The 25,950-nt window shown below is 70.0% G+C and carries 22 protein-coding genes; 14 read left to right on the top strand and 8 right to left on the bottom strand.

Translation table 11 applies throughout. The annotated features are described in order from the left end of the window. Positions 1-18 precede the first annotated feature (18 nt). The 5 genes from BM004_RS40560 to BM004_RS03255 all read left to right on the top strand — a co-directional run bounded on the left by BM004_RS40560 (position 19) and on the right by BM004_RS03255 (position 9,364). The gene (locus tag BM004_RS40560; protein ID WP_143072400.1) at positions 19-4,875 is read left to right on the top strand and encodes a hypothetical protein; all 4,857 of its coding nucleotides are present in this window, start codon (positions 19-21) and stop codon (positions 4,873-4,875) included. 22 nt (positions 4,876-4,897) lie between these two features. Next, positions 4,898-5,614, top strand: coding sequence for a M35 family metallo-endopeptidase (locus BM004_RS03270; protein WP_093211248.1), 717 nt, complete (start codon positions 4,898-4,900; stop codon positions 5,612-5,614). 10 nt (positions 5,615-5,624) lie between these two features. Continuing rightward, positions 5,625-7,088: an eCIS core domain-containing protein gene (locus BM004_RS03265; protein ID WP_256219771.1), complete on the top strand. Its 1,464-nt coding sequence runs from the start codon at positions 5,625-5,627 to the stop codon at positions 7,086-7,088. A 13-nt stretch (positions 7,089-7,101) separates the two neighbouring features. Continuing rightward, positions 7,102-7,638: a hypothetical protein gene (locus BM004_RS03260; RefSeq protein WP_093123579.1), complete on the top strand. Its 537-nt coding sequence runs from the start codon at positions 7,102-7,104 to the stop codon at positions 7,636-7,638. Positions 7,639-7,738: 100 nt separating this feature from the next. After that, positions 7,739-9,364 carry an eCIS core domain-containing protein gene (locus BM004_RS03255; RefSeq protein ID WP_177206335.1) on the top strand — a complete coding sequence of 542 codons (1,626 nt, stop codon included), beginning with the start codon at positions 7,739-7,741 and terminating at the stop codon, positions 9,362-9,364. A gap of 25 nt (positions 9,365-9,389) precedes the next feature. Here BM004_RS03255 and BM004_RS03250 read toward each other — a convergent pair whose 3' ends face one another. The 5 genes from BM004_RS03250 to BM004_RS03230 form a co-directional block, all read right to left on the bottom strand. After that, on the bottom strand, positions 9,390-10,445 hold the full coding sequence (locus BM004_RS03250) for a sigma-54 interaction domain-containing protein (RefSeq protein ID WP_256219770.1): 1,056 nt from the start codon (positions 10,443-10,445) through the stop codon (positions 9,390-9,392). Between the two features lie 166 nt (positions 10,446-10,611). Beyond that, positions 10,612-11,388, bottom strand: a complete 777-nt coding sequence (locus tag BM004_RS03245) for a class I SAM-dependent methyltransferase (RefSeq protein ID WP_093211244.1) — start codon at positions 11,386-11,388, stop codon at positions 10,612-10,614. Next, positions 11,388-11,906: a DNA-deoxyinosine glycosylase gene (locus tag BM004_RS03240; protein WP_093125130.1), complete on the bottom strand. Its 519-nt coding sequence runs from the start codon at positions 11,904-11,906 to the stop codon at positions 11,388-11,390. Before BM004_RS03240 ends, BM004_RS03245 begins: the two co-directional genes overlap by 1 nt. A gap of 94 nt (positions 11,907-12,000) precedes the next feature. Beyond that, positions 12,001-12,459, bottom strand: coding sequence for a hypothetical protein (locus BM004_RS03235; protein WP_093123570.1), 459 nt, complete (start codon positions 12,457-12,459; stop codon positions 12,001-12,003). A 132-nt stretch (positions 12,460-12,591) separates the two neighbouring features. Beyond that, positions 12,592-13,452, bottom strand: coding sequence for a TatD family hydrolase (locus tag BM004_RS03230; protein WP_093211242.1), 861 nt, complete (start codon positions 13,450-13,452; stop codon positions 12,592-12,594). An 88-nt stretch (positions 13,453-13,540) separates the two neighbouring features. On the opposite strand from BM004_RS03230, the gene BM004_RS03225 reads away from it, so the two are divergent. From BM004_RS03225 to BM004_RS03210, 4 genes are all read left to right on the top strand, one after another. Then, positions 13,541-14,584 carry a S1C family serine protease gene (locus tag BM004_RS03225; RefSeq protein WP_093211240.1) on the top strand — a complete coding sequence of 348 codons (1,044 nt, stop codon included), beginning with the start codon at positions 13,541-13,543 and terminating at the stop codon, positions 14,582-14,584. Positions 14,585-14,618: 34 nt separating this feature from the next. Continuing rightward, positions 14,619-15,632 (top strand): AAA family ATPase, encoded by a 1,014-nt coding sequence (locus BM004_RS03220; RefSeq protein ID WP_093123562.1) that lies wholly within the window; start codon positions 14,619-14,621, stop codon positions 15,630-15,632. Between the two features lie 113 nt (positions 15,633-15,745). Beyond that, positions 15,746-16,744 carry a DUF58 domain-containing protein gene (locus BM004_RS03215; RefSeq protein ID WP_093211238.1) on the top strand — a complete coding sequence of 333 codons (999 nt, stop codon included), beginning with the start codon at positions 15,746-15,748 and terminating at the stop codon, positions 16,742-16,744. Continuing rightward, positions 16,741-17,778, top strand: coding sequence for a VWA domain-containing protein (locus BM004_RS03210; RefSeq protein ID WP_093123556.1), 1,038 nt, complete (start codon positions 16,741-16,743; stop codon positions 17,776-17,778). The genes BM004_RS03215 and BM004_RS03210 overlap by 4 nt, the downstream gene beginning before the upstream one ends. A 6-nt stretch (positions 17,779-17,784) precedes the next feature. Here BM004_RS03210 and BM004_RS03205 read toward each other — a convergent pair whose 3' ends face one another. Further along, positions 17,785-18,360 (bottom strand): TetR/AcrR family transcriptional regulator, encoded by a 576-nt coding sequence (locus BM004_RS03205; RefSeq protein ID WP_093211236.1) that lies wholly within the window; start codon positions 18,358-18,360, stop codon positions 17,785-17,787. Between the two features lie 131 nt (positions 18,361-18,491). Here BM004_RS03205 and BM004_RS03200 point away from each other — a divergent pair, with 131 nt between their 5' ends. After that, positions 18,492-19,295 (top strand): SDR family NAD(P)-dependent oxidoreductase, encoded by an 804-nt coding sequence (locus BM004_RS03200; protein ID WP_093211234.1) that lies wholly within the window; start codon positions 18,492-18,494, stop codon positions 19,293-19,295. Here BM004_RS03200 and BM004_RS03195 read toward each other — a convergent pair. Both BM004_RS03195 and paaY read right to left on the bottom strand, forming a co-directional pair. Then, positions 19,285-19,968 carry a TetR/AcrR family transcriptional regulator gene (locus BM004_RS03195; protein WP_093123548.1) on the bottom strand — a complete coding sequence of 228 codons (684 nt, stop codon included), beginning with the start codon at positions 19,966-19,968 and terminating at the stop codon, positions 19,285-19,287. The two genes, BM004_RS03200 and BM004_RS03195, sit on opposite strands and share 11 nt — an antisense overlap. Positions 19,969-20,041: 73 nt before the next feature. Continuing rightward, positions 20,042-20,671 (bottom strand): phenylacetic acid degradation protein PaaY, encoded by a 630-nt coding sequence (gene paaY, locus BM004_RS03190; RefSeq protein ID WP_093123545.1) that lies wholly within the window; start codon positions 20,669-20,671, stop codon positions 20,042-20,044. Between the two features lie 169 nt (positions 20,672-20,840). Between paaY and BM004_RS03185 the strand changes: the two genes are divergently transcribed. The 4 genes from BM004_RS03185 (at position 20,841) to BM004_RS03170 (ending at position 25,928) form a co-directional block, all read left to right on the top strand. After that, the gene (locus tag BM004_RS03185) at positions 20,841-21,644 is read left to right on the top strand and encodes an enoyl-CoA hydratase-related protein (protein WP_093123542.1); all 804 of its coding nucleotides are present in this window, start codon (positions 20,841-20,843) and stop codon (positions 21,642-21,644) included. Positions 21,645-21,716: 72 nt separating this feature from the next. Continuing rightward, complete coding sequence (paaI, locus tag BM004_RS03180; RefSeq protein WP_093125127.1) at positions 21,717-22,106, top strand: hydroxyphenylacetyl-CoA thioesterase PaaI; 390 nt, start codon at positions 21,717-21,719, stop codon at positions 22,104-22,106. Positions 22,107-22,119: 13 nt separating this feature from the next. After that, entirely contained in the window at positions 22,120-23,430 is a 1,311-nt protein-coding gene (gene paaK / locus BM004_RS03175) for a phenylacetate--CoA ligase PaaK (RefSeq protein ID WP_093123540.1), read from the top strand. A gap of 38 nt (positions 23,431-23,468) precedes the next feature. Continuing rightward, positions 23,469-25,928, top strand: a complete 2,460-nt coding sequence (locus tag BM004_RS03170) for a penicillin acylase family protein (RefSeq protein ID WP_093211232.1) — start codon at positions 23,469-23,471, stop codon at positions 25,926-25,928. The last annotated feature ends 22 nt before the right edge of the window (positions 25,929-25,950 follow it).

Raw genomic sequence — 25,950 nt, 5'->3', positions numbered from 1 at the left:
CACAACGAGGGGGCTCTCATGCAAGGCGACTTCTCCAACCTCGACTTCGACCCGCATGCGCACGAGCGCGGCGTGGCGCCCGCGGCCAACGGCGTGCTGCGCAACGTCAACGGCGTGCTGCACCAGCAGGGCCGCGTGTCGCTGGACACCGACTTCACCGACGCCCAGTTGCTCGAGCTCGGCTGGCAGGGCCAGGCCGGGCGCGACATCATCGGTGCAGGCGTGTGCGCGGTGCCGGCCACCGAGCCCGACGGCTTCAAGGTGCAGTCGGCCGCGGTGGTCGACGGGCAGGTGCATGTGCAGCTGCACCCGGGGCGCGCATGGGCCGACGGCATCCTGGCGCGGCTGGCCGGCGCCGCCGCGGACCCCGCCGCGCTGGTCGAGCGCACGGCGCTGTACTTCGGCCCGCCGCTGTCGAGCCCGCTGCCCACGGCCGACAGCATCGACGACAACGTCCGCGACGCGGTGATCCTGGAGGTGTCGGAAGAATCGCTGCACGGCTTCCAGTACCCCGAGCGGCTCATCGAGCCCGCGCTCGGCGGGCCCGACACCACCGAGCGCGCCTACGTCAACTGCCGCATCCGCCTGCTGCGCCTGGGGCCGGACGAAGACTGCGACACGGTCCGCGCCAAGCTGCGCGACGACCTCTCGGCCAAGGGCCGGCTCACCGCCTCGCTGGCGCCGGTGATCGCCATCGCGGGCGATTGCCCCGTGGTGGGCGGCGGCGGCTACACGGGCTTCGAGCACAACCTTTACCGCATCGAGATCGCCGACACCACGGCGGGCGCGGCGGGCGCGCCGCGCTTCAAGTGGTCGCAGTGGAACGGCGGGCTCGCGGGGCGCGGGCGCTTCGACGCCACGGTGAACCCGCCGCGCGTGACCATCGACGCGGGGCGCGCGGCGGTCATCCATTCGGGCCTGAACGCCTTCTACCTCGAAGCCCTGCAGTACGACGAGGCCGTCGGCGCCTGGCAGGTGAGCTGCGGCGCCATGGCCACGCTCACCACCGACCACGACCTCGAGCTGGCCGTGCCGCCCGTGTTCGGCGCCCTGCCCTCGACCACCGACTCGGTGTTCTTCCGGCTGTGGAACGGCATCGAGGACATCGCGGCCTTCACCGATGCGGCCGATCCGGTGGAGCTGCGCGACGGCATCCGCCTGCAGTTCGACGCACCGGCCGCAGGCAACTACCGCGCGGGCGACTACTGGACCTTCGCGGTGCGCGCGGGCGAAATCGCCAACCCCGCCGTGCTGGTGAACGATGCGCCGCCCGTGGGCATCGTCTACCACCGCGTGGCGCTCGCCGAGATCGACTGGACCGGGCGGCGCAACACCGACATCTCGGGCGCCATCGAAGACTGCCGCAAGCGCTTTCGCCCGCTCACCAACCAGAAGATCTGCTGCACCTTCCTCATCGGCGACGGCGTGTCGAGCTTCGGCGACTTCAACGAACTCGAGGAGGCCGCGCGCCACCTGCCGCTGGCCGGCGGCGAGCTGTGCCTGCTGCCCGGCCTGCACCGCGCCAACCTCGCGCTCACGGGCCGGCGCAACGTGGTGATCCACGGCTGCGCGCGCCGTTCCATCGTGCTGCCGCGCACCGACACGCGCGCGCTGCCGATCCTGTCGTTCACCGACTGCGACGGCATCGAGGTGCGCGAGCTCGACCTCGTCACCTACGACGGCATTGCCGTGGCCATCGAGGGCAGCGCCGAAGGCAGCTGCCGCGACCTGCGCGTGCACGGCTGCCGCATCATCGCGCGCACCAACGCCATCCGCGCGACGCAGGCGGCCGAGCTGAAGATCGACGACAACCGGCTGCACCTGCTCGACACGGTGGACGGGCGCGCCACCATCTCGATCAACGCCGACGACGTGCTGATCGAGCGCAACACGCTGGTGCTGCTGCCCTTCGTGGACGACACGCCCAACGACCCCGACACGCCCGACGACGACCCGACGCGCGACCCGGCCGACCCGTGCGCGCGGCCGCAGGTGATCTACCGCTTTCCCAGGCTGGTGCTGCTCTACGCCTTCAAGGTGTGGGCCTTCGCGCTGGTGAAGCTGGTGCCCAGGCAGCCGTACCGCGCCTTTGGCGGCATCCACGTGCGCCAGGGCTCGGAGCGCGTGCGCATCCTGGAGAACCGCGTCGTGGGCGGCGGGGGCAACGGCGTCACGCTGGGCGGCGACATCGATCCGCCGCCGCCGGTGATCATCCTTCGCACGAACAACAACGCGAACACAGGCACCAACAGCCTGAGCACCTCGCTCTCGACCGCCACCGCGGCGGCCGAACCCGAAGCCCCGGCCGCCGCGGTGAACGTCACGGCCAACGGCCAGTTCATCGCGCTGGTGCAGGACGAGAAGGGCAAGCCCGTGCCCGACGTCGACGTGTACCTGGAGGCCGACACCACCGCCACCGACCGCAGCGACGCGCAGGGCATGGCCAGCGTGAAGACCGCCGCGGGCGCCTACACGCTGGACGTGTCGCCGCAGTACCGCGTACTGCGCGTGGCCGAGGCGCGCGATGCCGACGGCGTGCTGGTGAACGCCGTGACCGTCGCGCCGCGCGCGGTGAACGCGGCGGCGGCCAGGCGCGGCTTCCTGCACGAGATCGGCATCGAGGACAACGACATCTCGATGATGGGCCTGTCGGGCATCGGCTTCGCGCTGCGCGAGGGCGCCACGCTCGGCGCGAAGACGCCGGCCGTGCCCGCCAACGACCCCAAGGGCGCGCTGCTGGCGTACATCGACACCGCCATCCTCAACCTCGCGCTGACGCCGCTGCTGCGCGCCACCGACCTGGTGCGCGACATGACCATCCTGGCCAACCGGCTGCACGACAACCTGCGCAACCCCTTCACCGACGCGATGCGCAAGGACGCGCAGGTGATCGGGCGCGGCGGCGTGTCGCTGGCCATCGTCGAGTCGGTGGTGATCTCGGGCAACCACGTGTACGGGAACGGCCCCAACGCCATCGACCCGGTGTGCGGCGTGTTCGTGGGCTACGGCAACGACCTGGAGATCACCGACAACGTGCTGGCCGCCAACGGCACGGTGGCCGTCGGCGCCGACGACAACCGCCTGCAGGGCCTTCGCGGCGGTTTCTACATCCGCTTCGCGGGCGCGCTGACCTCGCAGTTCGCCGCTTCCAGCGGGCGCAAGCCGGCGCTGCGCGTGCACGACAACCGCGTGGACCAGCCGGCCGGCCGCGCGCTCACCAGCTACGCCTTCGGGCCGGTGTCGATCGCCAACAACCACCTCAACAGCGAGTACAGCGGGCGCTTCGGGCTGCTCGACACCGTGGTGGGCGGCGTGCTGCTGTTCAACCTGGGCGGCATCCACCGGCTGCTGGCGCGCACGCTGGGCAAGTACTTCGACAACGCCAATGCCTACGCGGCGCGCGCCGAGCTGGTGCTGCCGGGCGGCGAGACGCTGTTCGACGACAACTACGTGCGCCTGGGCAGCGTGAACCGTTCGCTCACCTCGCAGGCGCTGCTGTGCTTCGACGACCTGGGCTACTCGGCCAACACCTCGTCGGTGTTCCGGCGCGAGCCCTTCCTGGCCAACGCGGTGCTGATGGGCGACACGGTGCGCGCCACCGGCTCGCGCTTTCGCGAGGACGCGAACCACACCATCTCGGCGCTCACGCAGGGCTTTCGCACCAACATCACCGCGCTCAACCAGGCCGACCACTGCATCGTGGCGCGGCCCGCGCGCGTCGGCGCCAACCCGCTGCCGACGGTCGACACGCCCAACCAGGTGCTCGACGCGACGTTCTGCGAGCGCACCTTCGGCAACGGCGCGGGGCTGGCGCAGTTCGCCACGCAATCGCTCTCGGCCAACGCGCGCGAGCTGGGCGGCACGCTGCCCGACAACGCCTTCACCACGGCCGAGATGGGCAACCTCTCGCGCCAGTACGCCGCGCGCTCGATGGCCGTGGCCAACGAGACGCACGTGGCCACCACCAAGGCCTACAGCTACGAGGCGCAGCGCCTGTCGGTGAAGCTGGGCGCGGACCACCCGATGGCGCAGGCGCTGCAGGCGCAGGCCGACGCGGGCGCGCAGACCTCGCAGGTCATCGCCAGCAGCGCCGAGGTGGCGACGGTGCAGGTGCCCACGGCGGTGGACGGCGGCGCCACGCTGGGCGGGCGCTTCGTCAACGCGCGCGGCCAGGGCCAGCAGGGCTACGTGATGGGCCTGCTGCGCGCCAACGGCACGCAGGTCGACGTGGTGGGCACCACCGACGCGGCGGGCGCCTTCTCGGCCGTGTACGACCCCAAGCAGGCGGCCGTGCTGGAGAAGGAGGGCGACCTGTTCCTGCGCGTGACCGACGCGGCCGGCAAGCAGGAGATCGTGCGCGGCAAGGACCCGGTGCGCCTCGGCCCCGGTGCCAACGTGCAGGTGACGCTGACCGGGCCGGTGCGCATCGTGCCGAAGTCGGTCGCGGTGGACGGCACGGTGATCTTCGGGACGCGGACGGCGCCCGGCACACCGACACCACCACCGCCGCCGCCACCTTCGCCGCCCGCTCCGCCCGCTCCGCCTGCACCGACGCCGCCGGCCCCCACACCCCCCACGCCCCCCGCACCACCCGCACCCAAGGTGCGCACGCCGCTGGAGAAGCTGGACGTTGACGAAGCCACGCGAAAGCGGCTCAATGCAGCAGGCATCGTCGATGTCGAGGGCGTGGTGGAGATCGCACCCGCCAAGCTGGCCGACGCGTTGGGCGACAAGCAGATGGCCGCCACGCTGATCGAGCGCGCGAAGCGCATCCTGGCGGCCAGTCCCCCGCCCGCACCGCCACCGTCGCCCGTGACACCGGTGCGGCCCGTGGGCCGCTCGGCGGCGAAGAAGAGCCCGAAGAAGAAGCCCTGAGCAGGTGCCGAAGGAGAACGCGATGCCGGTCTTCCAATCCGCGTACAGGGGCACGAGCGAGCCGCGGCGCGCACGAGGCGCCACGGGTTCGGTCGCGCGCGCCGCGCAGCCTTCTTCATCTGCCTCGTCGTCTTCTCCATCGTCATGCGCATGCGGCGGCACCTGCCCGCGCTGCGCCGCCAGGCAGCAAAGCGGCGAGCGCCGCAACGGCGTGGTGCACGGCCCCGCGGGCTCGGCCAACACCTTCACCGACTGCCCCGCCAACTGGAGGCCCGCCGCCAACGCGGCGCGCACCCTGGGCGCCAGCTGGCTCGCCAACGTGGTGACGGGACTGGGCATGCTGCCCAGCCCGATACCGGCGCCGGTCGCCACGCTGCTCACGCGGCACTTCCACACCACCTACAGCAAGGACATCGCGACGATCCTGGCGCGCTACCGCAAGCTCGACGGCGCGATCCGCCAGGCCATCGACTTCCAGTGCGAAACCTCGTGTGACAAGGACGTGCTGGCTTACGTGTATACCGTGTGGAGCGACCTGCATGTGTGCCCGTACTGGTTCAACTCGGCACCCGACCTGCAGGCCAGCACGGTGATCCACGAGCTGGCGCACGACGTGGTCGGCGCCGACGACAACGCTTACGAATGGGAGACCGCCAAGTACGCCGGCATGTCCGTCGGCGATGCGATGGACAACGCCGATTCCTACGCGCATTTCGCGTGGGACGCGTCCAAACCCTGAGGCTTTCGCCATGGCAGACCTTCAAGCAGCCACGAAGAAATCCAGCGCCGGCACGCCGCGCCGCACGGCGGCGGCCATGCACGCGCCCACCCGCACGCAGCGCCGCGAGTGGCACATTCCGGGCGCGAGCCGGCCGGCGCCGCAGCGCGCGCCCGCGGCGTGTTCGTGCGGCGGCGGATGCCCGCGCTGCAAGGCCAGGCCGGAGAAGTCTGCGAACACCGCGCACGGCCCGGCGGTGAGCCAGCCCGGCGACTTTCACGAGCGCGAGGCCGACGCCGTCGCCGCGCGCATCGTCGCGGGCGGCCGGGCGCCGGGGGCTTCGTCGCGCGGCGTGGGGCTGCAACGCGCGGCGCGATCCGACGGGCCGGCGCGCGCACCCCACGGGCTCGACAGCGGCGGCCTGCGCTCCACCGCCCGGCCGCTCGACGCGGCCACGCGCAGCTTCATGGAGTCGGGCTTCGGTGCCGACTTCGGCGCGGTGCGCGTGCACACCGGCAGCGAAGCGGCCCGCAGTGCGGCGGGCGTCAGCGCGCGGGCCTACACGGTGGGCCACGACATCGTGTTCGGCCCCGGCGAATATGCGCCCGCCAGCAGCAGCGGCAAGCGCCTGCTCGCGCACGAACTCGCGCACGTGGTGCAGCAATCGCGCGGCGAAGGCCTCTTCTCGCTGCAGCGCGCGCCCACCGTCCAGGTGCTGCCCGCCGACTTCATCGGCCCGCCCTCGCCCACGCAGCGCCGCGCGGCGGTGTCGTGCCCCGTCTCGTGCTGCTTCCAGCACGTGGGCACGCTGCATGCCATGCCGCTGGCGTACACCGACGTGCGCCGCGGCCCGGCGGCGGCCGGCAGCGCGCTGGCCTCGGGCATCGCGGCCGAGCTGCACTTCATGGCCGACGCGCACCAGCCCGCGGCCGGCAACGGCTGCCACTGCGATGCGTTCCACATGATCCAGATCATCAACAGCACGCATCCGTACGACGCGCGCGGCCGCTCCGACTTCGTCGACAACGACCCCAACAGCGCGCAGCCCTTCTACGGCACGCCCTCGGGGCCGTACCTGGCGGGCCAGGGCGAGCACCAGATTCCCACCGGCTTTCCGTTGCCCGACGCGGGCGAGCGCATCACCAGCACCGAGTCGATCTACGACATTCCGTACCGCACCCCCGGCATGCTGGGTGCCACCAGCCTGAGCTGGATGGCCGAGACCTGCGTGTCGTGCGTGAAGAACAACGCGCCCGACCGCGTGCTCGGCTGCGTCACCTACGGCTTCACGCGCAACTACAACGGCACCACGCATGCGTTCGACCCGATGGTGGCGGTGTCGCCCGACTGCCGGTCGTTCCCATCGCAGGCCTTCGCGACAACGCTGCGCACCGACCGCACCACCACCGGCTACGACTTCGAGGCCGGGCCCGACTTTCCCGAGTGCCCGGTGGGCGATTTCCCCACGCCCAGCGGCGACACCCGCGTGGCCTGAGCGAGCACACGCCATGACCGCCGCCACCTTTCCGTTCGAAGCCATCGAGGGCCACGGCTTCGTGCATCCGCCCGCCGCGCACCTGGCGATCGATCTGCTGGCGCTGTTGCGGCCCGCCTCGGGCGCGCACGAGATCCGCGTGCGCGTGGTGCCCGGCGCGCAGCTTGCCGCGACCCTGGCCGGCGGCAGCTTCATCGGGCTCACGCCCTCGGTGCCGGTGTCGGCCGCGTCGCTGCACGGCGGCTGGCTGGTGGGGCGCGTGCCGGGCCGCTTCTTCACCACCGACACGGCCACGCCGGTGCGGCTCGACGCGGGCGGCACGGCCTGGTCGATCGACTTCAACATCTCGCACACCGAAAACCCGAACGGCATCGCGGCCCCTTGCGACCTGTGGGTGCTGCTGGGCCTGCACGCGGGCGAGCCCACGCCGCACACGCTGCGCATGCACTTTCCGCAGCGCTGGGTGGGCCCGGACGGACAGGAGACGGCGCACGGCGATGACGCGCCCGGCTCGATGGCGGCGGAGAGCTTCCAGCTTGAATTCCGCTAGCGGGCGCGCAGGCCGCGCAAGCCGCCACGGCGGCACAGGCCCTTCACCGGCATCGAAGCGGCAGGCCGTGGCGGCACCGCCGCGCCCGCGGGATGCGGGCATGGCCGCCTCGAACACCGCTGCAGATCCGCCACGCACCGCCGGCGCCTGTGCCTGCGGCGGCTCGTGCCCGCGCTGCGCGGCGGCGCGGCAAGGCACGCCCTTGCCGGCTGCGCTTCGCACGCCGCTCGAACGCGGGCTGGGCCTGCCGCTGGACACGGTGCGCGTGCATGCCGGCGACGCAGCGGCGCGGCGCGCGGGCGCTCGCGCGTTCGCCTCGGACGAGGCCGTGATGCTCGGCGGCACCATGCCTTCCGCCGAGCGCATCGGCGGCCGCTTCCTGCTGGCGCATGAACTGGCGCACGTCGCGCAACTTCGCAACAGGGGCCCGCGTGAAAGCAAGGGCACGGCACACGACGCCGGCGCGGAGCGCGAAGCCGATCACGCCGCCGCGCGCTTCGCCTTCGGCCTGAACCCCCAGCCCATCAAGCACCGCCCCGCGGCCGACGCGTTGCTCGCGAGCCCGCTGTCCGACAGCGTCGATGCGATCTGGCTCTCGGCCGCCGACAAGGGCGGCGTGTTCGACGCGCTGCGCGCGCAGTCGCCGGTGGCCGATGCGGACCTCGACCGGCTGCTGGAGCGCATCTTCGCGGCCGGCTCCGACGACCTGTGGCTGGCGCGGGCCATCGTGCGCAACGGCCCCGAGCCGCTGTGGCCCACGGCCGACCTCGACGAGCGCCGGCGGCGCCAGCGCGACCACGGCTGGGCCGAGGAGCGCGGCGGCATCCGCGCGTCGCTGCTCACCACGGCGGGCGGGCGCTCGGTCGATGCCTTCTTCTTTCCGGGCACCAGCGACGAGCGCGCGCTGGTCATCGCGGGCGTGCACGGCTCGGAGCAAGGCGGCATCGAGGTGGCTCGGATGCTGATCCAGACGCTGCACAACGCGCTGCTGCGGCCGTACTACACGGTCATCGTCGTGCCCACGCTCTTCCCCGACAACGCGGCCACGCGCACGCGTGAAGGCAGCACCCCCACCAACCGCAACTTTCCGAGCCCCGGCCAGGGCCTCGACGCGGCCACGCCCGCGAGCGGCACGCCGGTGGACGCGGGCTCGCCGGTGGACGCGGGCACGCCGGTGGACGCGGGCTCGCCGGCACGGGCGATCCTGCCGGAGAACATCGCGCTGATGCGGCTCGTCGAGCGCTTCCGCCCGAGCCGCATCGCGAGCGTGCACGGCTCGAGCACGCGCAGCGCGGCCGGCATCTTCAGCGACGCGCACACGGTGTCGGCCGCGGCGCGCACGCGGGCCGGCAGCACGGCCGGCGTGGCGCTGCTGGAAACGCTGGCGGCCGCGCGCACCGCGAGCGACCAGGCGCTCGCGCTGGCGATGGCGGGCGACATGGCCCGTCGCGGCTTCGGCCGCGGCGTGCGGGGCAACCACCTGGGCGGCACGCCGACCACCGGCTGGAGCGGCGCGACGCCGGGCGGCACCTCGCTGGGCGGCTGGGGACCGCAGGACATCACCGAAGGCCGCGCCACCGACCGGCCGTCGATGAGCGTCATCACGGTCGAGGTGGCGACCAACACGCGCAGCACCGACCTGCGCGGCACCGCGGCCACGGCGCGCGCGGCCGAACTGGCGAGCTACCGCGACGTGATCCAGGACATCTTCCTGGGACCGCCCTGAAGGCAACCGAAGGCAGGCAGCGGCGCTAGCCGGCCTCGGCCACGCCGTGGCGGTCGATGCCGTACTTCTTCAGCAGCTTGCCGAACGCGCGCCGCTCCTTGCCCGCGATGCGCGCGGCCTGCGTGACGTTGCCGCCGGACTGGCGCAGCACGTTGACCACGTAGTCGCGCTCGAACATGCGCACCGCCTCGGCCTTGGCGTCCTGGAAGTTGGCGGGGCCACTGGTGTGCCAGCGCATCGGGTCGTCGCCCAGCGCCGGATGCGCTGGATGCACCGGATGCGACGCGTGCCCCACCGTGTTGCCGTCGGCCATCAGCAGTTCGCGGTGCACCCAGTTCTCGAGCTCGCGCACGTTGCCGGGCCACGGCTGGCGGCGCAGCCACTCGAGCGTGACCTCGTCGAAGCGGCGCCCTGGCAGGCCGTACTTGGCGCAGAAGGCCTCCAGGAAATGGTGTGCGAGCAGCTCCGCGTCGCCGGGCCGTTCGCGCAGCGCGGGCAGGCGCACGTGGAGGATCTTCAGCCGGTACATAAGGTCGGCGCGAAAGCAGCCGCCTTCCACCGCCATGTCGAGCGGCTGGTTGGTGGCGGTGACCAGGCGCACGTCGGTGCGCAGCTCGCGCGCGCTGCCCAGCGGCCGGTAGCGCTGGTCCTGCGCGAAACGCAGCAGCACCACCTGCGCCTTGGCGCTCAGCGCATCGACCTCGTCAAGGAACAGCGTGCCGCCGTTGGCCTCGGCCACGAGGCCGCGGCGCGAGGCCTTGGCATCGGTGAAGGCGCCGCGCTCGTGGCCGAAGAGTTCGGCCTCGAGCAGGTGGTCGGGCAGCGCGCCGCAGTTGACGGGCACGAACGGCCCCTTGCTGCGCTGGCCCCATGCATGCACCGCGCGTGCCGCGAGCTCCTTGCCGCAACCGGTCTCGCCTTCGACGAGCACCGGCGCATCGCTGGCCGCCACGCGGCGCAACTGGCCGAGCATGCCGACGAAGCGGGGCGACGCCCCGACGAGAGGCTGGCCCGACACATCGACGCCATGGCCGGTGTGCAGCTCGCTCGGCAAGGGCGATAGAAAGCAGGCTTGGAACACGCAATGACCCGGGTGGTGGATGACGCGGTGGTAATCGACTGGCGGGCCATCGTGTGCCGAGGGTCCCTCCCCGGTCAATATTCCATTAGTGAAGGCACACCTTCCGTACTACCGATTTCCGTAGGAAGTTAAGCGTAAAGGCCTCTTCCGGGGGCATGAAGATGTTTCACAACGAAACCTGCATCGGCTTGAACACGCGCAGCCACTTGGGCGCGGGCAGGTTCCAGCGCGTCTGTATCGTCTGTGCGCGCTCGGCCAGCAGCTCGCGCTTGGGCCGGCTCGCGGTGCGCTGCGCGAGCACCACGGTGTTGCCTTCACGCGTCGGCTTGAAGGCCCACACGGCATTGGCACCGAAGGCACCGGCAATTTTCTCGAGGCTGCGTTCGTAGCTCGACGAGCGGCCGAAGAGGTTGACGGTCATGCAGCCGTCCTCGGTGAGCAGCGCGCGGCAGTCGGCGTAGAACTCTTCGCTGTCGAGCACGGGTGCGGCGGCCTCGTGGTCGTACAGGTCGACCTGCAGCGCGTCGACCGTGCCGTGCCACTCGGGCTTGCGGATCTCCGCGGCCGCATCGGCGATCACCACGCGCAGCTTCGGGTCGTCGGGCGGCAGCTTGAACCAGCCGCGGCACGCCGACACCACCTGCGGGTTGAGCTCGACCGCGGTGGTGCGCATGCGCAGGATCTTGCGGCTGAACTTGGTGAGCGTGGCCGCGCCCAGGCCGAGCTGCATCGCATGGCGGCTGGCCACGGTCTTGCCGTCGGCGAACAGCAGCCAGGCCATCATGCGTTGCACGTACTCGAGTTCGATCTCGAAGGGCGCGTCGAGCTTCATCGAGCCCTGGACCCATTCGGTGCCCAGGTGGAGGTAGCGGATGTCGCCCCAGTCGGAGAAATTGACTTCGGGGAGGACGGGAGGTTTGGCGGTTGTTTTGCTCGATGCCATCAGAGAAGGTGGTGGGCGACTAGAACCTCGCGCCAGGCCGCGAGCTTGCGCTCGAAGCTCCACGACGCGTTGGCGGGGCTGGTGGATGGCAGCGAATGGACCGGCACCCCGAGGGTGCGCGTGTGGCGTGCGTGCTTGAAGCTCTCGCCACCGTTGTGCGCAATGGCGGCGAGCTTCGGCAGGTGCAGGCCCGCGATGTCGTTCACCACGGGCGAACGGATCGCCGAGTCGAGGCTGCCCTCGCGCTCGCAGGCGCCGTAGACGTCCCACACGCCCAGGCCGCGGTCGAGCAGCCATTGGCAGCGCGCTGCGTAGCTGTCGGCGCCCGAAGGCTGGGGAATGTCGGGCCACACGGCTTGCAGGATCTTCCAGAACTGGTTTTGGGGGTGTGCATAGTACTGCTGCCGTTCGAGCGACTTGACCCCGGGGAAGCTGCCGAGCACGAGCACCGAGGTGTTCGGCGAGACGATGGGTGCGAGGCCGGTGAGCACGGCACCAGGCGCGGCGGAAGAATTCATGGACGGCATCGTGCCACTTTCGCGGCCCATGAAAAAACCCGCCGAAGCGGGTTCTTTCGAGGCACCGGTACAGGCCCAGGAGGCCTGTGCGGGCTTACTTCTTGGCGGCTTCGTTCTCGGCCGTGCCGGGAATCTTCTCGCCGATGGCGGCGCCGGTGCTGCGCATGCCGTCGGCTGCCTTGTGGCCGGTGTTCTCGACCGCTTCACCGGTCTTGCTGGCCGCGTTCTTGGTGGCGTTGGTGGCCTTCTTGGTGGTGCGCTTGGTGGCGTCCCATGCCTTTTCGGTGCCGTTTTCGGTGGCGTTCACGGCCTTCTTGGTCGTGCGCTTGGTGGCGTTCCAGGCCTTCTTGCTGCCGTTTTCGGTGGCGTTGACGGCCTTCTTGGTGGTGCGCTTGGTCGCGTCGACAGCGTCGGAGCCGGCTTCCTTCACCTTCTCGGTGGTGGTGGGCTCGGCGGTGGCGGGGGCAGCGGTCTGAGCCACGGCCGACACGCCGATGGAGGCGAGCGCCAGCGCGAGGACGACGGGCATGGTGCGAATGAAAGACGTGGTCATGTAAAGGCTCCTTGTTGGATGAAGTTTTGAAGTGACTGACTTGCCACTGGTCTAAGCAACGAACTTCCGAACCTCAAGGATGACAGCAAATCCACGGCATCTGCACACTTGGTTGCAGGTCGGGACATTGGCCTACGCCGGGTGCGGCGGGCGTTCCGACAAGCGCATCAGACTTTCGAGCCGTGGCAGCGTTTCGAGCGCATTCCGGGTAGTGGCTTCGGCCAGTTCCTCGATGCCGATGCCCCGCAGCCCGGCCACCACCTGCGCGATGCGCGGCAGCTCGCCGGGGTCGTTGCGGCCCTGCGCCTCGCCCGCGTCGCGCTGGGCCTGCGTGCGGTAGAGCCAGTGCGGCTGGATGTCGGGCGCATCGGTCTCCATGACGATCGACGCGAGCGGCAGGTTCGCGGCCAGCCTGCGCAATTGCAAGGCACGCTCGAAGGTCGCCGCACCGCCGAAACCCAGCCTCAGACCGAGGTCGATGCAGGCCTGCGCCTGCTGCTCGCTGCCGTTGAATGCATGCGCGATGCCCAGCCACGGGCGCCCGCCCGCCGTCTGGCGCAAATGCTTGAGCACCTTGTCGACCGAACGCCGCACATGGATCAGCACGGGTAACCCGTGCTTGCGTGCCAGTTGCAACTGAGTGTGAAAAAAACGCTCCTGTTTCGGGCCGTCGAGGCCTTCGACGAAATAGTCGAGCCCGATCTCGCCGACCGCCACCAGCCGCGGGTCGTCGCGCCGTGCGCTCAGTTCGGCGTCGAGCGTGTCGAGGTCTTCGTCCTTCGCATCGCCGGTGCACAGCGGGTGGATGCCCAGCGCGTAGCTGTCGCCTTGCGCATGCGCCAGCTCGCGCACGGTGGCGAAATTGAAGACCGCCACCGCGGGAATGACGCACATCGCCACCCCCTGTTCGGCGGCGCGCGCGCGGATCTCGGGCATCTCCGCACCGAATTCGGGCGCGTCCAGATGGCAGTGGGTATCGACGAAGGTAGCCATCGCACGATGATGCCCGAAGGGATGCACAGCCGCGGAAAGCGTGCTACTGTGAACTCCTTCACGCGATATTTTTGCCGGAGGTGCCCCGATGCGCAGGCCAGCTTTCTACAGCCGTTCGCCCCGCACGCCGCCACCGGCCGCAGACCAGGCGGCCGATCAGGCGGGCGGGCTCGCATCGTCCGAAGCGGGCGCAACGGCGGTTGCCGCGGCGTCCCGCCAACCGCCCATTTCTCGCATTTCTCCCATCCCCTCCGTTTCGAAGACCGGCTGGCAACCCGGGCGCAAGAGCTTCGCGCTGCTCTTCGTCCTGTCGGCCGCGCTGGTCACCGGCGCCGCGCTGTGGGCGCCTCGCCCGGGCGCCAAGGCCCTCACCCAGAAAGACATCGACGCGGCCGTGCTGCGCACGCTGCAGACCAACACCCTCCCCTCGCCCGCGGCCAAGGCGGCCGACATCATCCGGCCTTCGGTGGTGCGGGTGGTGAGCTACGGCGAAGAGAAGCACACGCCCGAGGCCAGGACGCAGAAGCGCGGGCGCAACGTGGCCAAGGGCAAGCCGCCCGAAGCGCCCAACGACGGCGGGCCGAGCGACGAAGTCGAGCGCGGCGTGGGCACGGGCGTGGTGATCGTCGACAAGGGCGTGATCCTGACCAACCTGCACGTGGTCGCGGGCTCCGACAAGATCAAGGTCACCTTCTACGACGGGCTGGAAGCCGTGGCCACCATCACCGGCGTGCAACCCGAGAACGACCTCGCGGTGCTGCAGGCACAGAAGATTCCCGACGACCTGATTCCCGCCACCATGCGTTCCACCGCCGACCTGCGCCCCGGCGACCAGGTGGCCGCGGTGGGCTTTCCGTTCGGCATCGGGCCTTCGGTGTCGGCCGGCGTGGTGTCGGGCCTGAAGCGTTCGTTCCGCTCGCCCGAGGGCAAGCAGGAACTCGGCAACCTGATCCAGTTCGACGCGGCCGCCAACCCCGGCAACTCGGGCGGCCCGCTCATCAACATGGACGGCGAGGTGCTGGGCATCGTCACCGCCATCCTGAACCCGACGCAGCAGCGCACCTTCATCGGCATCGGCTTCGCGGTGCCCATCGAGAACGCCGCCTCCGCCGCGGGTTCGCCGCCGTTCTGAGCCTTCTTTCTTTCCCTCTACGAAAGCACTTCGCATGAGCACAGAGACCGCCAACCCCACGCCCGCGGGCACCGCCGAACTGATGGAGCAGATCCTCTACGAGGTGAAGCGCGTGGTCGTCGGCCAGGACCGCTTCCTGGAGCGCGTGATGGTCGCCATGCTCGCGGGCGGGCACCTGCTGGTCGAGGGCGTGCCGGGCCTTGCGAAGACGCTCACCATCAAGACGCTGGCCGACACGGTGCGCGGCCACTTCAAGCGCATCCAGTTCACGCCCGACCTGGTGCCGGCCGACCTGGTGGGCACGCGCATCTACAACCAGAAGACGGGCGAGTTCAGCACCTCGCTGGGCCCGGTGTTCGCCAACCTGCTGCTGGCCGACGAAATCAACCGCGCGCCGGCCAAGGTGCAGAGCGCGCTGCTCGAGGTGATGCAGGAACGCCAGGTCACCATTGCCGGCGAAACGCACAAGGTGCCGCGCCCCTTCCTGGTGATGGCCACGCAGAACCCCATCGAGACCGAAGGCACCTACCCGCTGCCCGAGGCGCAGGTCGACCGCTTCATGATGAAGGTGCTGGTCGACTACCCGAGCGACGAGGAAGAGTTCGTGATCGTGCAGCGCGTGATCGGCCCGCCGGTCGAGGCCACGGCCGTGGCCACGACCGAGCAGCTGGCCGCGTTGCAGGCCGAGGCGCGCCGCGTGTATGTGGACCCTTCGCTGATCCAGTACGCGGTGAAGCTGGTGTCGGCCACGCGCACGCCCGAGAAGCACGGCCTGAAGGACCTGCGCCGCTTCATCACCTTCGGCGCCAGCCCGCGCGCCAGCATCAGCCTGACCGAAGGCGCGCGCGCCCTGGCCCTGCTGCGCGGGCGCAGCTATGCGCTGCCCGAAGACATGACCGCGCTGGTGGCCGATGTGCTGCGCCATCGCGTGACGCTTTCCTATGAAGGCTTGTCCGAGGGCCTGACACCCGACGGGCTGGTCGAGAAGATCATGCGTGCAGTGCCCGCTCCCCCCAAGCCGCTCGAACATGAAAAGCTGGTGGCCTGAAATGAGCACACCCCCAGTCTTCGCGCACGCCGTGTCGCTTCGCCACCCCCCTTGCAGGGGGCAACACCCGCGGCCCGGCAAAGCCGGTTCCGCGGTGTGCCCCTTGAAATCGCATGAAAAGCTGGTGGCGTAAGGCCCCCGCGGCCGCCAACGACGAACGGCTGGCCGCCGAAGCGGCCGTGGCCGGCGGGACCGAGCGCGCGCTGCGCCGGCTCGAGTGGACCGTGATCCGCCGCCTCGACGGGCTGCTGCAGGGCGACTACCGCACGCTGATGCGCGGTGCCGGGCTCGACCTGGCCGACCTGCGCGAATACCAGCACCACGACGACGTGCGCCACATTGACTGGAACGTCACCGCGCGGCTGCAGACGCCGCATGTGCGCGTGTTCACCGAAGACCGCGAGATGGCCGCCTGGTTCGTGCTCGACCTGAGCCGCTCGGTGGACTTCGGCTCGGGCCTGAAGGCCAAGCGCGAGATTTCCGCCGGCTTCGTCGGCGTGCTGGCGCGGCTGCTCACGCGGCACGGCAACCGGGTGGGCGCGCTGGTCTACGGCAACGACCTGGAGGCCGTGATTCCGCCGCGCACCGGGCGCCGCCATGTGCTGCACCTGCTGCACGCAATGGAAAAGCGCGCCGACCAGGCCGAAGTGGCGCCCGTGCAAAAAGGCATGACGCGGCTGGACGACCTGCTGAAGTCGGCCGCCGCGCTGATGCCCCGGCGCTCCACCGTGTTCGTGGTGTCCGACTTCCTGAGCGAGCCCGGCTGGGAACGCCCGCTCGGGCAACTGGTGCAACGCCATGAGGTGATTGCCGTGCGCCTGTTCGATCCGCTCGAGCTCGAGCTGCCCGACCTGGGCCTGGTGCCGCTGTGCGATGCCGAGACCGGCGAGCAGCTCTGGGTCGACACGCACGACGCCGGCTTTCGCAAGCGCTTCGCGCGCCTGGCGTCCGAGCGCGAGACCGCACTGCGCGCGGCGCTGGCCAAGGCCGGCGTCGATGCCCTCGAACTCTCGACCAACGACGACCTGGTGGAAGCCATCGTCCGTTTCGCCGACCTGCGCAAGCGCCGCACGCGCAGCGGCTCGGCTGGCATGAAGGCGGTGGCAGCATGACCTTTCTCTGGCCTCAATTCCTCTACCTGCTGGCGGCCTTGCCGCTGCTGATCCTGCTCTACCTGTGGCTGCTGCGGCGCAAGAAGAAGCTGGCGGTGCGCTACGCGAGCCTGTCGATCGTGCGCGAGGCCATGGGCCCGGCGCAGAGCCTGCGCAGGCATCTTCCGCCGCTGCTGTTCCTGCTGGCCATGGCCGCGATGCTGGTGGCCGCGGCGCGGCCGATGGCGGTGGTGGTGCTGCCGTCGAACCAGCAGACCATCATCCTGGCGATGGACGTGTCGGGCAGCATGCGCGCGGCCGACGTGCTGCCCAACCGGCTGGTGGCGGCGCAGGAAGCGGCCAAGAGCTTCATCAAGGACCTGCCGCGCAGCGTGAAGGTGGGCGTGGTGGCCTTCGCGGGCAGCGCGCAGGTGGCGCAGCTGCCCACCACCAACCACGAAGACCTGGTGACCGCCATCGACAGCTTCCAGCTGCAGCGCGCCACCGCCACGGGCAATGCCATCGTGGTGTCGCTGGCCACGCTGTTCCCCGACGCGGGCCTGGACGTGGAGCAGTTCAGCGCGCCGAGCCGCCAGCGCGGCGCGGCCATCGACCAGTCGGAGAAGAAGCTCAAGGACTTCACGCCCGTGGCGCCCGGCTCGTTCACCTCGGCCGCGATCATCATGCTGACCGACGGCCAGCGCACCACCGGCGTCGACCCGCTCGACGCAGCCAAGGCCGCGGCCGACCGCGGCGTGCGCATCTACACGGTGGGCGTGGGCACGGTGGACGGCGAGACCATCGGCTTCGAGGGCTGGTCGATGCGCGTGCGGCTCGACGAGGACACGCTCAAGGCCATCGCCAACAAGACCAATGCCGAGTACTTCTACGCGGGCACCGCCGACGACCTGAAGAAGGTCTACAACACGCTGAGTTCCAAGCTCACCGTGGAGAAGAAGGAAACCGAAATCTCCGCGCTGTTCGCGATGGGCGCCGCCGTGCTCACGCTGTTGTCGGCCGGGCTGTCGCTGCTGTGGTTCAACCGGATTCTCTAGGCTTGCCTACGTGTCGGTAGGCTTCGGCAGGGCCTGAAGGCCCGCCAGCACCTCGCGCAGGATTTCCTCGGACAAGGCCTCGTCGTCCACCGCGCGGGCCAGCACCACGCCGCCGTACATCGCGGCGAGCATGCGAATCGCGTCGCCCCGGGCGTTCTTCTTCGTGCGCCAGGGGAAGTTGCCGGCAAAGCGCCCGATGACCGACTTCAGGTACGTCGTCAGCGAGGTGCTCACGCCTTGCGCGCTGCCCGCCTGCCCCGCGAAGGCCGCCACCAGGCAGCCGTCGGCGCGCGCGTCGCGGTGCTCGTGGCTCAGGTAGTCGCGCACATAGGCGCGCATGCCCTCGGGCGTTTCGCCGGCCGCGTCGAGCTCGACCAGCGCGCCGTCCGCGGAGTGCGCGATGCACTCGGCCATCAGCGCCTCCTTCGACTCGAAGTGGTTGTAGAAGGGCCCGTGCGTAAGGCCGGTGGCTTTCATGATCTCGCTCACGCTGACACCGAAGCCGCGCTCCTTGAACAGGCGCGAGGCTTCCACAAGGATCTTCTGGTGCTTTTCGGCGGTTTCTGCTGCGGGGTATCGCATGTGACCTCTTCCTGCTGCGGGGTACTTCGAACACTGGCTTGACGCTAAGCATGATAGCCATCATGCTTCGGCCGATCAAACATGATGATCATCATGCTTGAGCACCCAACCTACTCCTGAATGGATTCGAAATGAGCGAACAAGCAAGCCTCGGCACCGCCGTCGTCACGGGCGCCTCCGCCGGTCTCGGCAAGATCTACGCAGACCGCCTGGCCCGCCGCGGGTACGACCTGCTGCTGGTGGCCCGGCGCGGCGACCTGCTGGAAGAAGTGGCGAAGACCCTGCGCGCGGCCTACGGCGTGAAGGTGCAGGCGCTGGCGGCCGACCTGGGCGCGGCGGCAGACCTCGAGCGCGTGGCCCAGGCGGTGGCCACCAACCCCGCGATCACGCTGCTGGTGAACAACGCCGGCACCTCGACGCTGGCGCCCGTGGCGCAGACCTCGGCCGGGCAGTTGCAGTCGATGCTCGACGTGAACATCCAGGCGCTGGCCCGCCTGAGCCACGCGGTGCTGCCCGCCTTCAAGGCGCGCAACCGCGGCACGCTGGTCAACATCGGCTCGGTGCTGGGCTTCCACACGCTGCCGATCAGCAGCATCTACAGCGGCACCAAGGCCTTCGTGCTGGCGTTCACGCGCGGCCTGCAGGACGAAGTGGCGGGCACCGGCGTGAAGGTGCAACTGGTGCTGCCGGCGGCCACGGCCACCGACATCTGGGAGCTGTCGGGCGTGCCGGTGTCGAACCTGGCCGAAGGCACGGTGATGGCCGCCGAGCACTGCGTGGACGCCGCGCTGGCCGGGCTCGACCAGGGCGAGGCGATCACGATGCCGTCGGTGAACGAAGCGGCATTGCTTGCCGGCTTCACCGATGCGAGCGCCAAGCTGTTCGGCGCGTCGCAGAGCGGCAAGCCGGCGGCGCGCTACGCGGTTACTCGGTGACCGCCTGGGCGGCCGCTGCAGCCGCTGTGGCCGCTGTGGCCATTGCGGCCTTCGCGGCCTCGATGGCCGCATAGTCCGGCGACTTCACAGCGCCGATGCCGCCCAGGAACAGGTCGGCCACGATCGGCGCAATCGCCGTGTGGTCGAGCCGGCCGTTGGGCTTCATCCAGGTGAACATCCAGTTGATCATGCCGAACAGCAGCATGGTCAGCGGCTTGGCGAGCTCGTCGCTGGGCGCGCCGGGGCGTATCGCCGACACCGCGCGCGCAAAGCCCGCGACCACCTCGCGCTCCTTGTCGAGCACGCGCTCGCGGTCGGCCTCTTCGAGAAAGCGCACGTCGTCGGTCAGCACGCGGTGCGCGTCCTGCGCGCCGGCGTATTCCTCGACGATGCGGTAGATGAAGCGGCGCAGGCGCTGCTCGTCGGTGTGCGTGGAAGCCTCTTCCTCGGCCACCAGCGCGGCCAGCTTGGACACGTGCGTCTCGGCAATGCTGATCAGCAGGCTGCTCTTGTCCTTGTAGTAGTGATAGAGCGTGGCCTTCGACAGGCCGCAGGCCTCGGCCACCTGGTTCATCGAGGTGGCCGGGTAGCCGCTGCGCGCGAACAGCTGGGCGGCCTGCGCAAGGATCAGTTCACGCTGGTCGTCGTAGGTGGCGGATCTTCCACGCGGCATCGGGTCGGGTTCCTGGGTTGATCGGGTGATCGGTTGAAGGCAACGGGCGATCTTGCACGAAGCACCGGCGCGCTCAGCCGCCCTCGCCCCGTTCGCCCCGTTCGCCTCGCTTGGTGGCGATGAGCGAGCGCACGTCGGTCTGCGGCAGCCGCGGCCGGCCGGCCTCCACCTGCGCGAGCGGCGCCACCTCATGCAGGCTCGCGAGGCTGCGCACCGTGAGCGCCTGGTAGGTCTGCGTGCCTTCGAGCTTCCACGCGATCTCGTCGTCGCTCAGCTCGCGCCGCACCTTCGCCGGAATGCCCGCCACCAGCGAGCGCGGCGGCACCTTCATGCCGGCCGGCACGAAGGCGCAGGCGGCCACGATCGACTTCTCGCCGATCTCGGCCTCGTCCATCACCACCGCGTTCATGCCCACCAGCGCGTCGCGCCGCACGATGCAGCTGTGCAGGATCGCGCCGTGGCCGATGTGGCCGTTGACCTCCACCACGGTGTCGTTCTCCGGAAAGCCGTGGATGCAGCAGTGGTCCTGCACGTTGGCGCCCTCCTCCAGCACGATGCGCCCGAAGTCGCCGCGCAGGCTCGCGCACGGGCCCACGTAGCAGCGGGGGCCGACGATCACGTCGCCGATCAGCACGGCCGTGGGGTGCACGTACGCGCTCGGGTCGACGACCGGGATCACGCCGTCGATGGAATAGCTGGGCATTCGGTCTCCTTGTTGTCTCGGGTTGGCACAAGTTTTCGCGGGTCCTAGGGTTTGCCCTGAATAGCCCCCGCTTGTGCCGTTGCCGAGGTCGATCCTAAAATCAACCGAACGGTCGGTCAATAGTGTTTGTGCTTTGAACGGCTCCCACGAAGGATGAAAGAGACACGCCATGACTGAGCCTTTGGTTCTCATCAGCAATGCCGGCGCGGTGCGCACGCTGAGCCTCAACCGCCCCGCGGCGCTCAACAGCTTCACCACCGAGCTGCATGCCGCGCTGATGGCCGCACTGGAATCGGCGGCAACGGATGCCGGCGTGCGCTGCGTGGTGCTCACCGGCGCCGGCCGCGCCTTCTGCGCCGGCCAGGACCTGGCGGACCCCTCGGTCGCGCCCGACCCGGCGCCCGGCGCCGCGCCCAAGGACCTGGGCCACGTCATCTCCACTTACTACGCCCCGCTGGTCGCGCGCCTGCGCTCGATGCCGGTGCCGGTGGTTGCCGCCGTGAACGGCGTGGCCGCCGGCGCGGGCGCCAACCTGGCGCTGTGCTGCGACCTGGTGGTGGCCGGCCGCTCGGCCAGTTTCATCCAGGCCTTCACCAGGATCGGCCTTGTGCCCGACACCGGCGGCACCTGGTTGCTGCCGCGCCTCGTGGGCTCGGCACGCGCGCTGGGCATCGCGATGCTGGGCGACAAGCTGCCCGCCGAGGAAGCGGCGCGCATCGGCCTGATCTGGCAATGCGTGGACGACGCGGCGCTCACCGAAACCACCGCCGCGCTGGCACTGAAGCTGGCCGGCATGCCCACCCGCGCCCTGGTCGCCACGCGCCAGGCCATGGCCGACGCACAAGACATGGACCTGGCGACCGCGCTCGACGAGGAAGCCCGCGTGCAGCGCGCCATGGGCAATGCCGACGACTACCGCGAAGGCGTCGAGGCCTTCCGCGCCAAGCGCGCACCCATCTTCAAGGACCGCTGAGCCGTGACCACATCCCACACTTCCGACACCACCCGCACGCCCCAGCAGACCGCCGAGTACGTGCGCGACGGCATGTTCGCCAACGACAACGCGAGCAAGGGCCTGGGCATGCGCATCGTCGAGGTCGGCCCCGGCCAGGCCACGCTGGAGATGCGCGTGCGCCCCGACATGCTCAACGGCCACGCCATGTGCCACGGCGGCTTCATGGCCACGCTGGCCGACTCGACCTTCGCCTTCGCCTGCAACTCGTACAACGAGCTGACCGTGGCCTCGGGCTTCGCCATCGACTTCATCGCCCCGGCGCGCGAGGGCGACCTGCTCACCGCGCGTTGCCAGGAAGTGTCGAAGGCCGGGCGCACCGGCGTGTACGACACCGAAATCACCAACCAGCGCGGCGAGCGCATCGCGATCTTCCGCGGCCGCTCGTACACGGCCAAGGGCCGCCCCGCTGTCGCAGCCTGAGGAGACAAGCACCATGACCGTCAAACACCCCGCCCCCGGCGAGCTCGACCCCATCGAGACCGCCAGCCGCGACGAGATCGCCGCGCTGCAGCTCACGCGCCTGCGCGCCACGCTGCAGAACGCCTACGACAACGTGGCGCACTACCGCAAGGCCTTCGACGCCAAGGGCGTGCACCCCGACGACCTGAAGTCGCTGGCCGACCTGTCGAAGTTCCCGTTCACGGTGAAGAGCGACCTGCGCGACAACTACCCCTTCGGCATGTTCGCCGTGCCGCGCGAGAAAGTCGCGCGCATCCACGCGTCCTCCGGCACCACCGGCAAGCCGACCGTGGTCGGCTACACGCTGAAGGACATCGACACCTGGGCCGGCCTGGTGGCGCGCTCCATCCGCGCGGCGGGCGGGCGGCCCGGCGACATGATCCATGTGTCCTACGGCTACGGCCTGTTCACCGGCGGCCTGGGCGCGCACTACGGCGCCGAGCGCGCGGGCTGCACCGTCATCCCGATGTCGGGCGGCCAGACCGAGAAGCAGGTGCAGCTCATCCAGGACTTCAAGCCGAACATCATCATGGTCACGCCCAGCTACATGCAGGTGATCATCGAGCAGTTCGAACGCCAGGGCCTGGACGCGAAAGACAGCTCGCTGCAGATCGGCATCTTCGGCGCCGAACCGTGGACCGAGGCCATGCGCCGCGACATCGAGGCCAAGGCCGGCCTGGACGCGGTCGACATCTATGGCCTGTCCGAAGTGATGGGCCCGGGCGTGGCCAGCGAATGCGTGGAGAGCAAGGACGGCCCGGTCATCTGGGAAGACCACTTCTACCCCGAGATCATCGACCCCGAGACCGGCGAGCTGAAGGCCGACGGCGAAGAAGGCGAACTGGTCTTCACCTCGCTGAGCAAGGAGGCCATGCCCATCGTGCGCTACCGCACGCGCGACCTCACGCGCCTGCTGGCGCCCACCTCGCGCTCGTTCCGCCGCATGGGCAAGATCGTCGGTCGCAGCGACGACATGATGATCATCCGCGGCGTGAACGTGTTCCCCACGCAGGTCGAAGAGATCGTGCTCGCGCACCAGGCGCTGTCGGGCCTGTACCAGGTGCACGTGAGCCGCGCCGACAAGCTCGACCAGGTCGAGGTGCACTGCGAGCTCAACCCGGCCGACGCCGCCTCGGCCGACCGCGCCGCCATCGGCGACTGGGTGCAGCACCGCGTGAAGACGCTCATCGGCATCTCCACGCGCGTGGTGGTCCATGCGCCCAACGAGATGGAACGCACCCAGACCGGCAAGGCGCGCCGCGTGATCGACACGCGCCCGCGCTGAAGCCCGTCCCTTCGAACTTCTAGAAGATTTGCCCCCCGATGACATCGAGCCTCCGAAGCATCGCCCTCGCCTGCGTCACCGTGGCGCTGGCCGGCTGCGCCGCCACCTCCACCCCCACCGCACCGGTCGGCAAGGTCACCATCAAGCGTGACGCCTACGGCGTGCCCCACGTGTATGCCAACGACGTGCGCGGCCTGTTCCATGGCTTCGGCTACGCGGTCGCCGAAGACCGCCTGTTCCAGATGGAGATGGCGCGCCGCGCGGTGCTGGGCACGGTGTCGGAAGTGATGGGGCCGAAGTACGTGACGCTCGACCAGGGCAGCCGCGCGAGCTTCACGCCCGACTCGATCCGCGCGCAGATGGCGCGCCTGTCGCCCGACGACAAGGCCATCTTCGACGGCTATGCCGCCGGTTTCAACGCCCGCGTGAAGGAAGTGCTGGCCGCGCCCGCCACCCTGCTGCCCAAGGAATACAACGACGCCGGCTTCATGCCCAAGGCCGACTGGACCGGCTACGACGTGGCCATGATCTGGGTCGGCACCATGGCCAACCGCTACTCCAACGTGAGCAGCGAGGTCGCCAACCTGCGCCTGCTGGAGCAGCTGCGCAAGGCGCGCGGCGACATCGAAGGCCGCAAGCTGTTCGACCAGATCCGCTGGGTCGAAGACCCGCTCGCGCCGACCACCGTGCCGCGCACGGGCACCACCGCCACCGCCGCGGCGCAACTCGCGCCCGCCGGCACCACGGCCGCGCACGCTGCACAGCTCGCCGCGGTGTCGCCGGAGCTGCTGGTCGCACGCAACGAGACCGACGCCGCACGCCGCGGCGTCGCCCAGCCGTGGACGCGCCCCATCGCCAGCAACCTCTGGATCGCCGGCCCGAAGAAGACCACCGACGGCAGCACCGTCTTCATCAACGGCCCGCAGTTCAACTGGTTCAACCCCTCGTATGTGTTCGGCATCGGCCTGCACGGCGCGGGCTTCGACGTGACGGGCAACACGCCGTTCGCGCACCCCGTGGTGCTGTTCGGCACCAACGGCAAGATCGCCTGGGGCGCCACCGCAGGGCCGCTGGACGTGAACGACATGTACCAGGAGAAGCTCAACCCGGCCAACCCGCACGAGTACCTGTTCAACGGCGCCATGCGCCCGATGACCCAACGCACCGAGGTCATCAAGGTCAAGGGCCAGCCCGACCAGAGCGTGGACGTGTACGCCACCGTGCACGGCATCGTCACCAATTTCGACATTCCCAACGGCACCGCCTATTCGATGAAGCGCAGCTGGGACGGCTACGAGCTCGAATCGCTGCTCGGCTGGATCCACTCGATGCAGGCGCAGAACTGGGACCAGTGGCTCAAGCAGGCCTCGCGCGTGGCCATCACCATCAACTGGTACTACGCCGACACCAGCGGCAACATCGGCTACGTGTCGCCCGGCCGCCTGCCGCTGCGCCCCGCCTCGCAGGACATCCGCCTGCCCGCGGTGGGCGACGGCTCGATGGAGTGGCTGGGCATCCGCCCCTTCGGCGAAGACCCCAAGACCTACAACCCGGCGCAGGGCTACGTCGCCAACTGGAACAACCAGTCGGCACCCGGCGCGGTGAGCGACGGCGGCAACTACTCGGTGGTCGACCGCGTGCGTGAATTCACCGCGCGGCTCGAAGCCAAGCCCAAGCTCACGCCCGACGAACTGTGGGGCCTGACCCGCACCACGGCCTATGCCGACACCAACGCGCGCTACATCGTGCCGTTCGCGGTCGAGGCCACGCGCAACCTGCGCCCCGCCGACCCCGCGCGCCGCGCCGCGCAGATGCTGGCCGGCTGGAACGCGCTGAACGAAGACCCGGCCGAGCGCGGCGTCTACGACAGCCCGGCCACCACGCTCATGATGACGTGGCTGCCCATCCTCTACCGCACGGTGCTGGCCGACGACCTGCCGCCCGAGGTGTTCGCCGCCTATGCGGGCAACGGCTATGCCAACGCCACGCAGGTCGCGAGCATCCGCCCCGGCAACGGGCTGAAGCTGGTCTACAACGCACTGCTCGGCCCCAAGGCCGGCGTGCCGCAGACCTACGACTTCTTCAACGGCAAGGACAAGAACGCCGTGCTGCGCGCCACGCTCACCGAAGCCATGGCCGACTTGCAGAAGCGCTACGGCAGCGACACCGCCAAGTGGCGCACCCCCGTGGTGAAGCACGCCTTCCTCACGAGCAACTTCATCGGCGCGCCGCAGGCCAGCGCCGACGAACTGCTCACGCTGCCGAGCTTCATGAACCGCGGCTCGCAGAACGACAAGGTGGTGCTCGGTGCCAACGGCGTCGCGCTGTGCACCGCCGCACCGCCCGGACAGAGCGGCTTCGTCGCACCCGACGGCCGCAAATCGGCGCACTATGCCGACCAGATGACGCTCTTCAAGGACTTCGGCTGCAAGAGCGAAGCGCTGACGCCGGCCGACGTGGACCGCCACGTCGAGTCGACCAAACAGCTGAGCTACTGAACCGACTCGACGACCCTTTCAC

The sequence above is a fragment of the Variovorax sp. OK212 genome (assembly GCF_900112425.1).
Classification (GTDB): domain Bacteria; phylum Pseudomonadota; class Gammaproteobacteria; order Burkholderiales; family Burkholderiaceae_C; genus Variovorax.
Note: the sequence above shows the minus strand (reverse complement) of the source record. Positions and strands in the feature narration are given on the sequence as shown.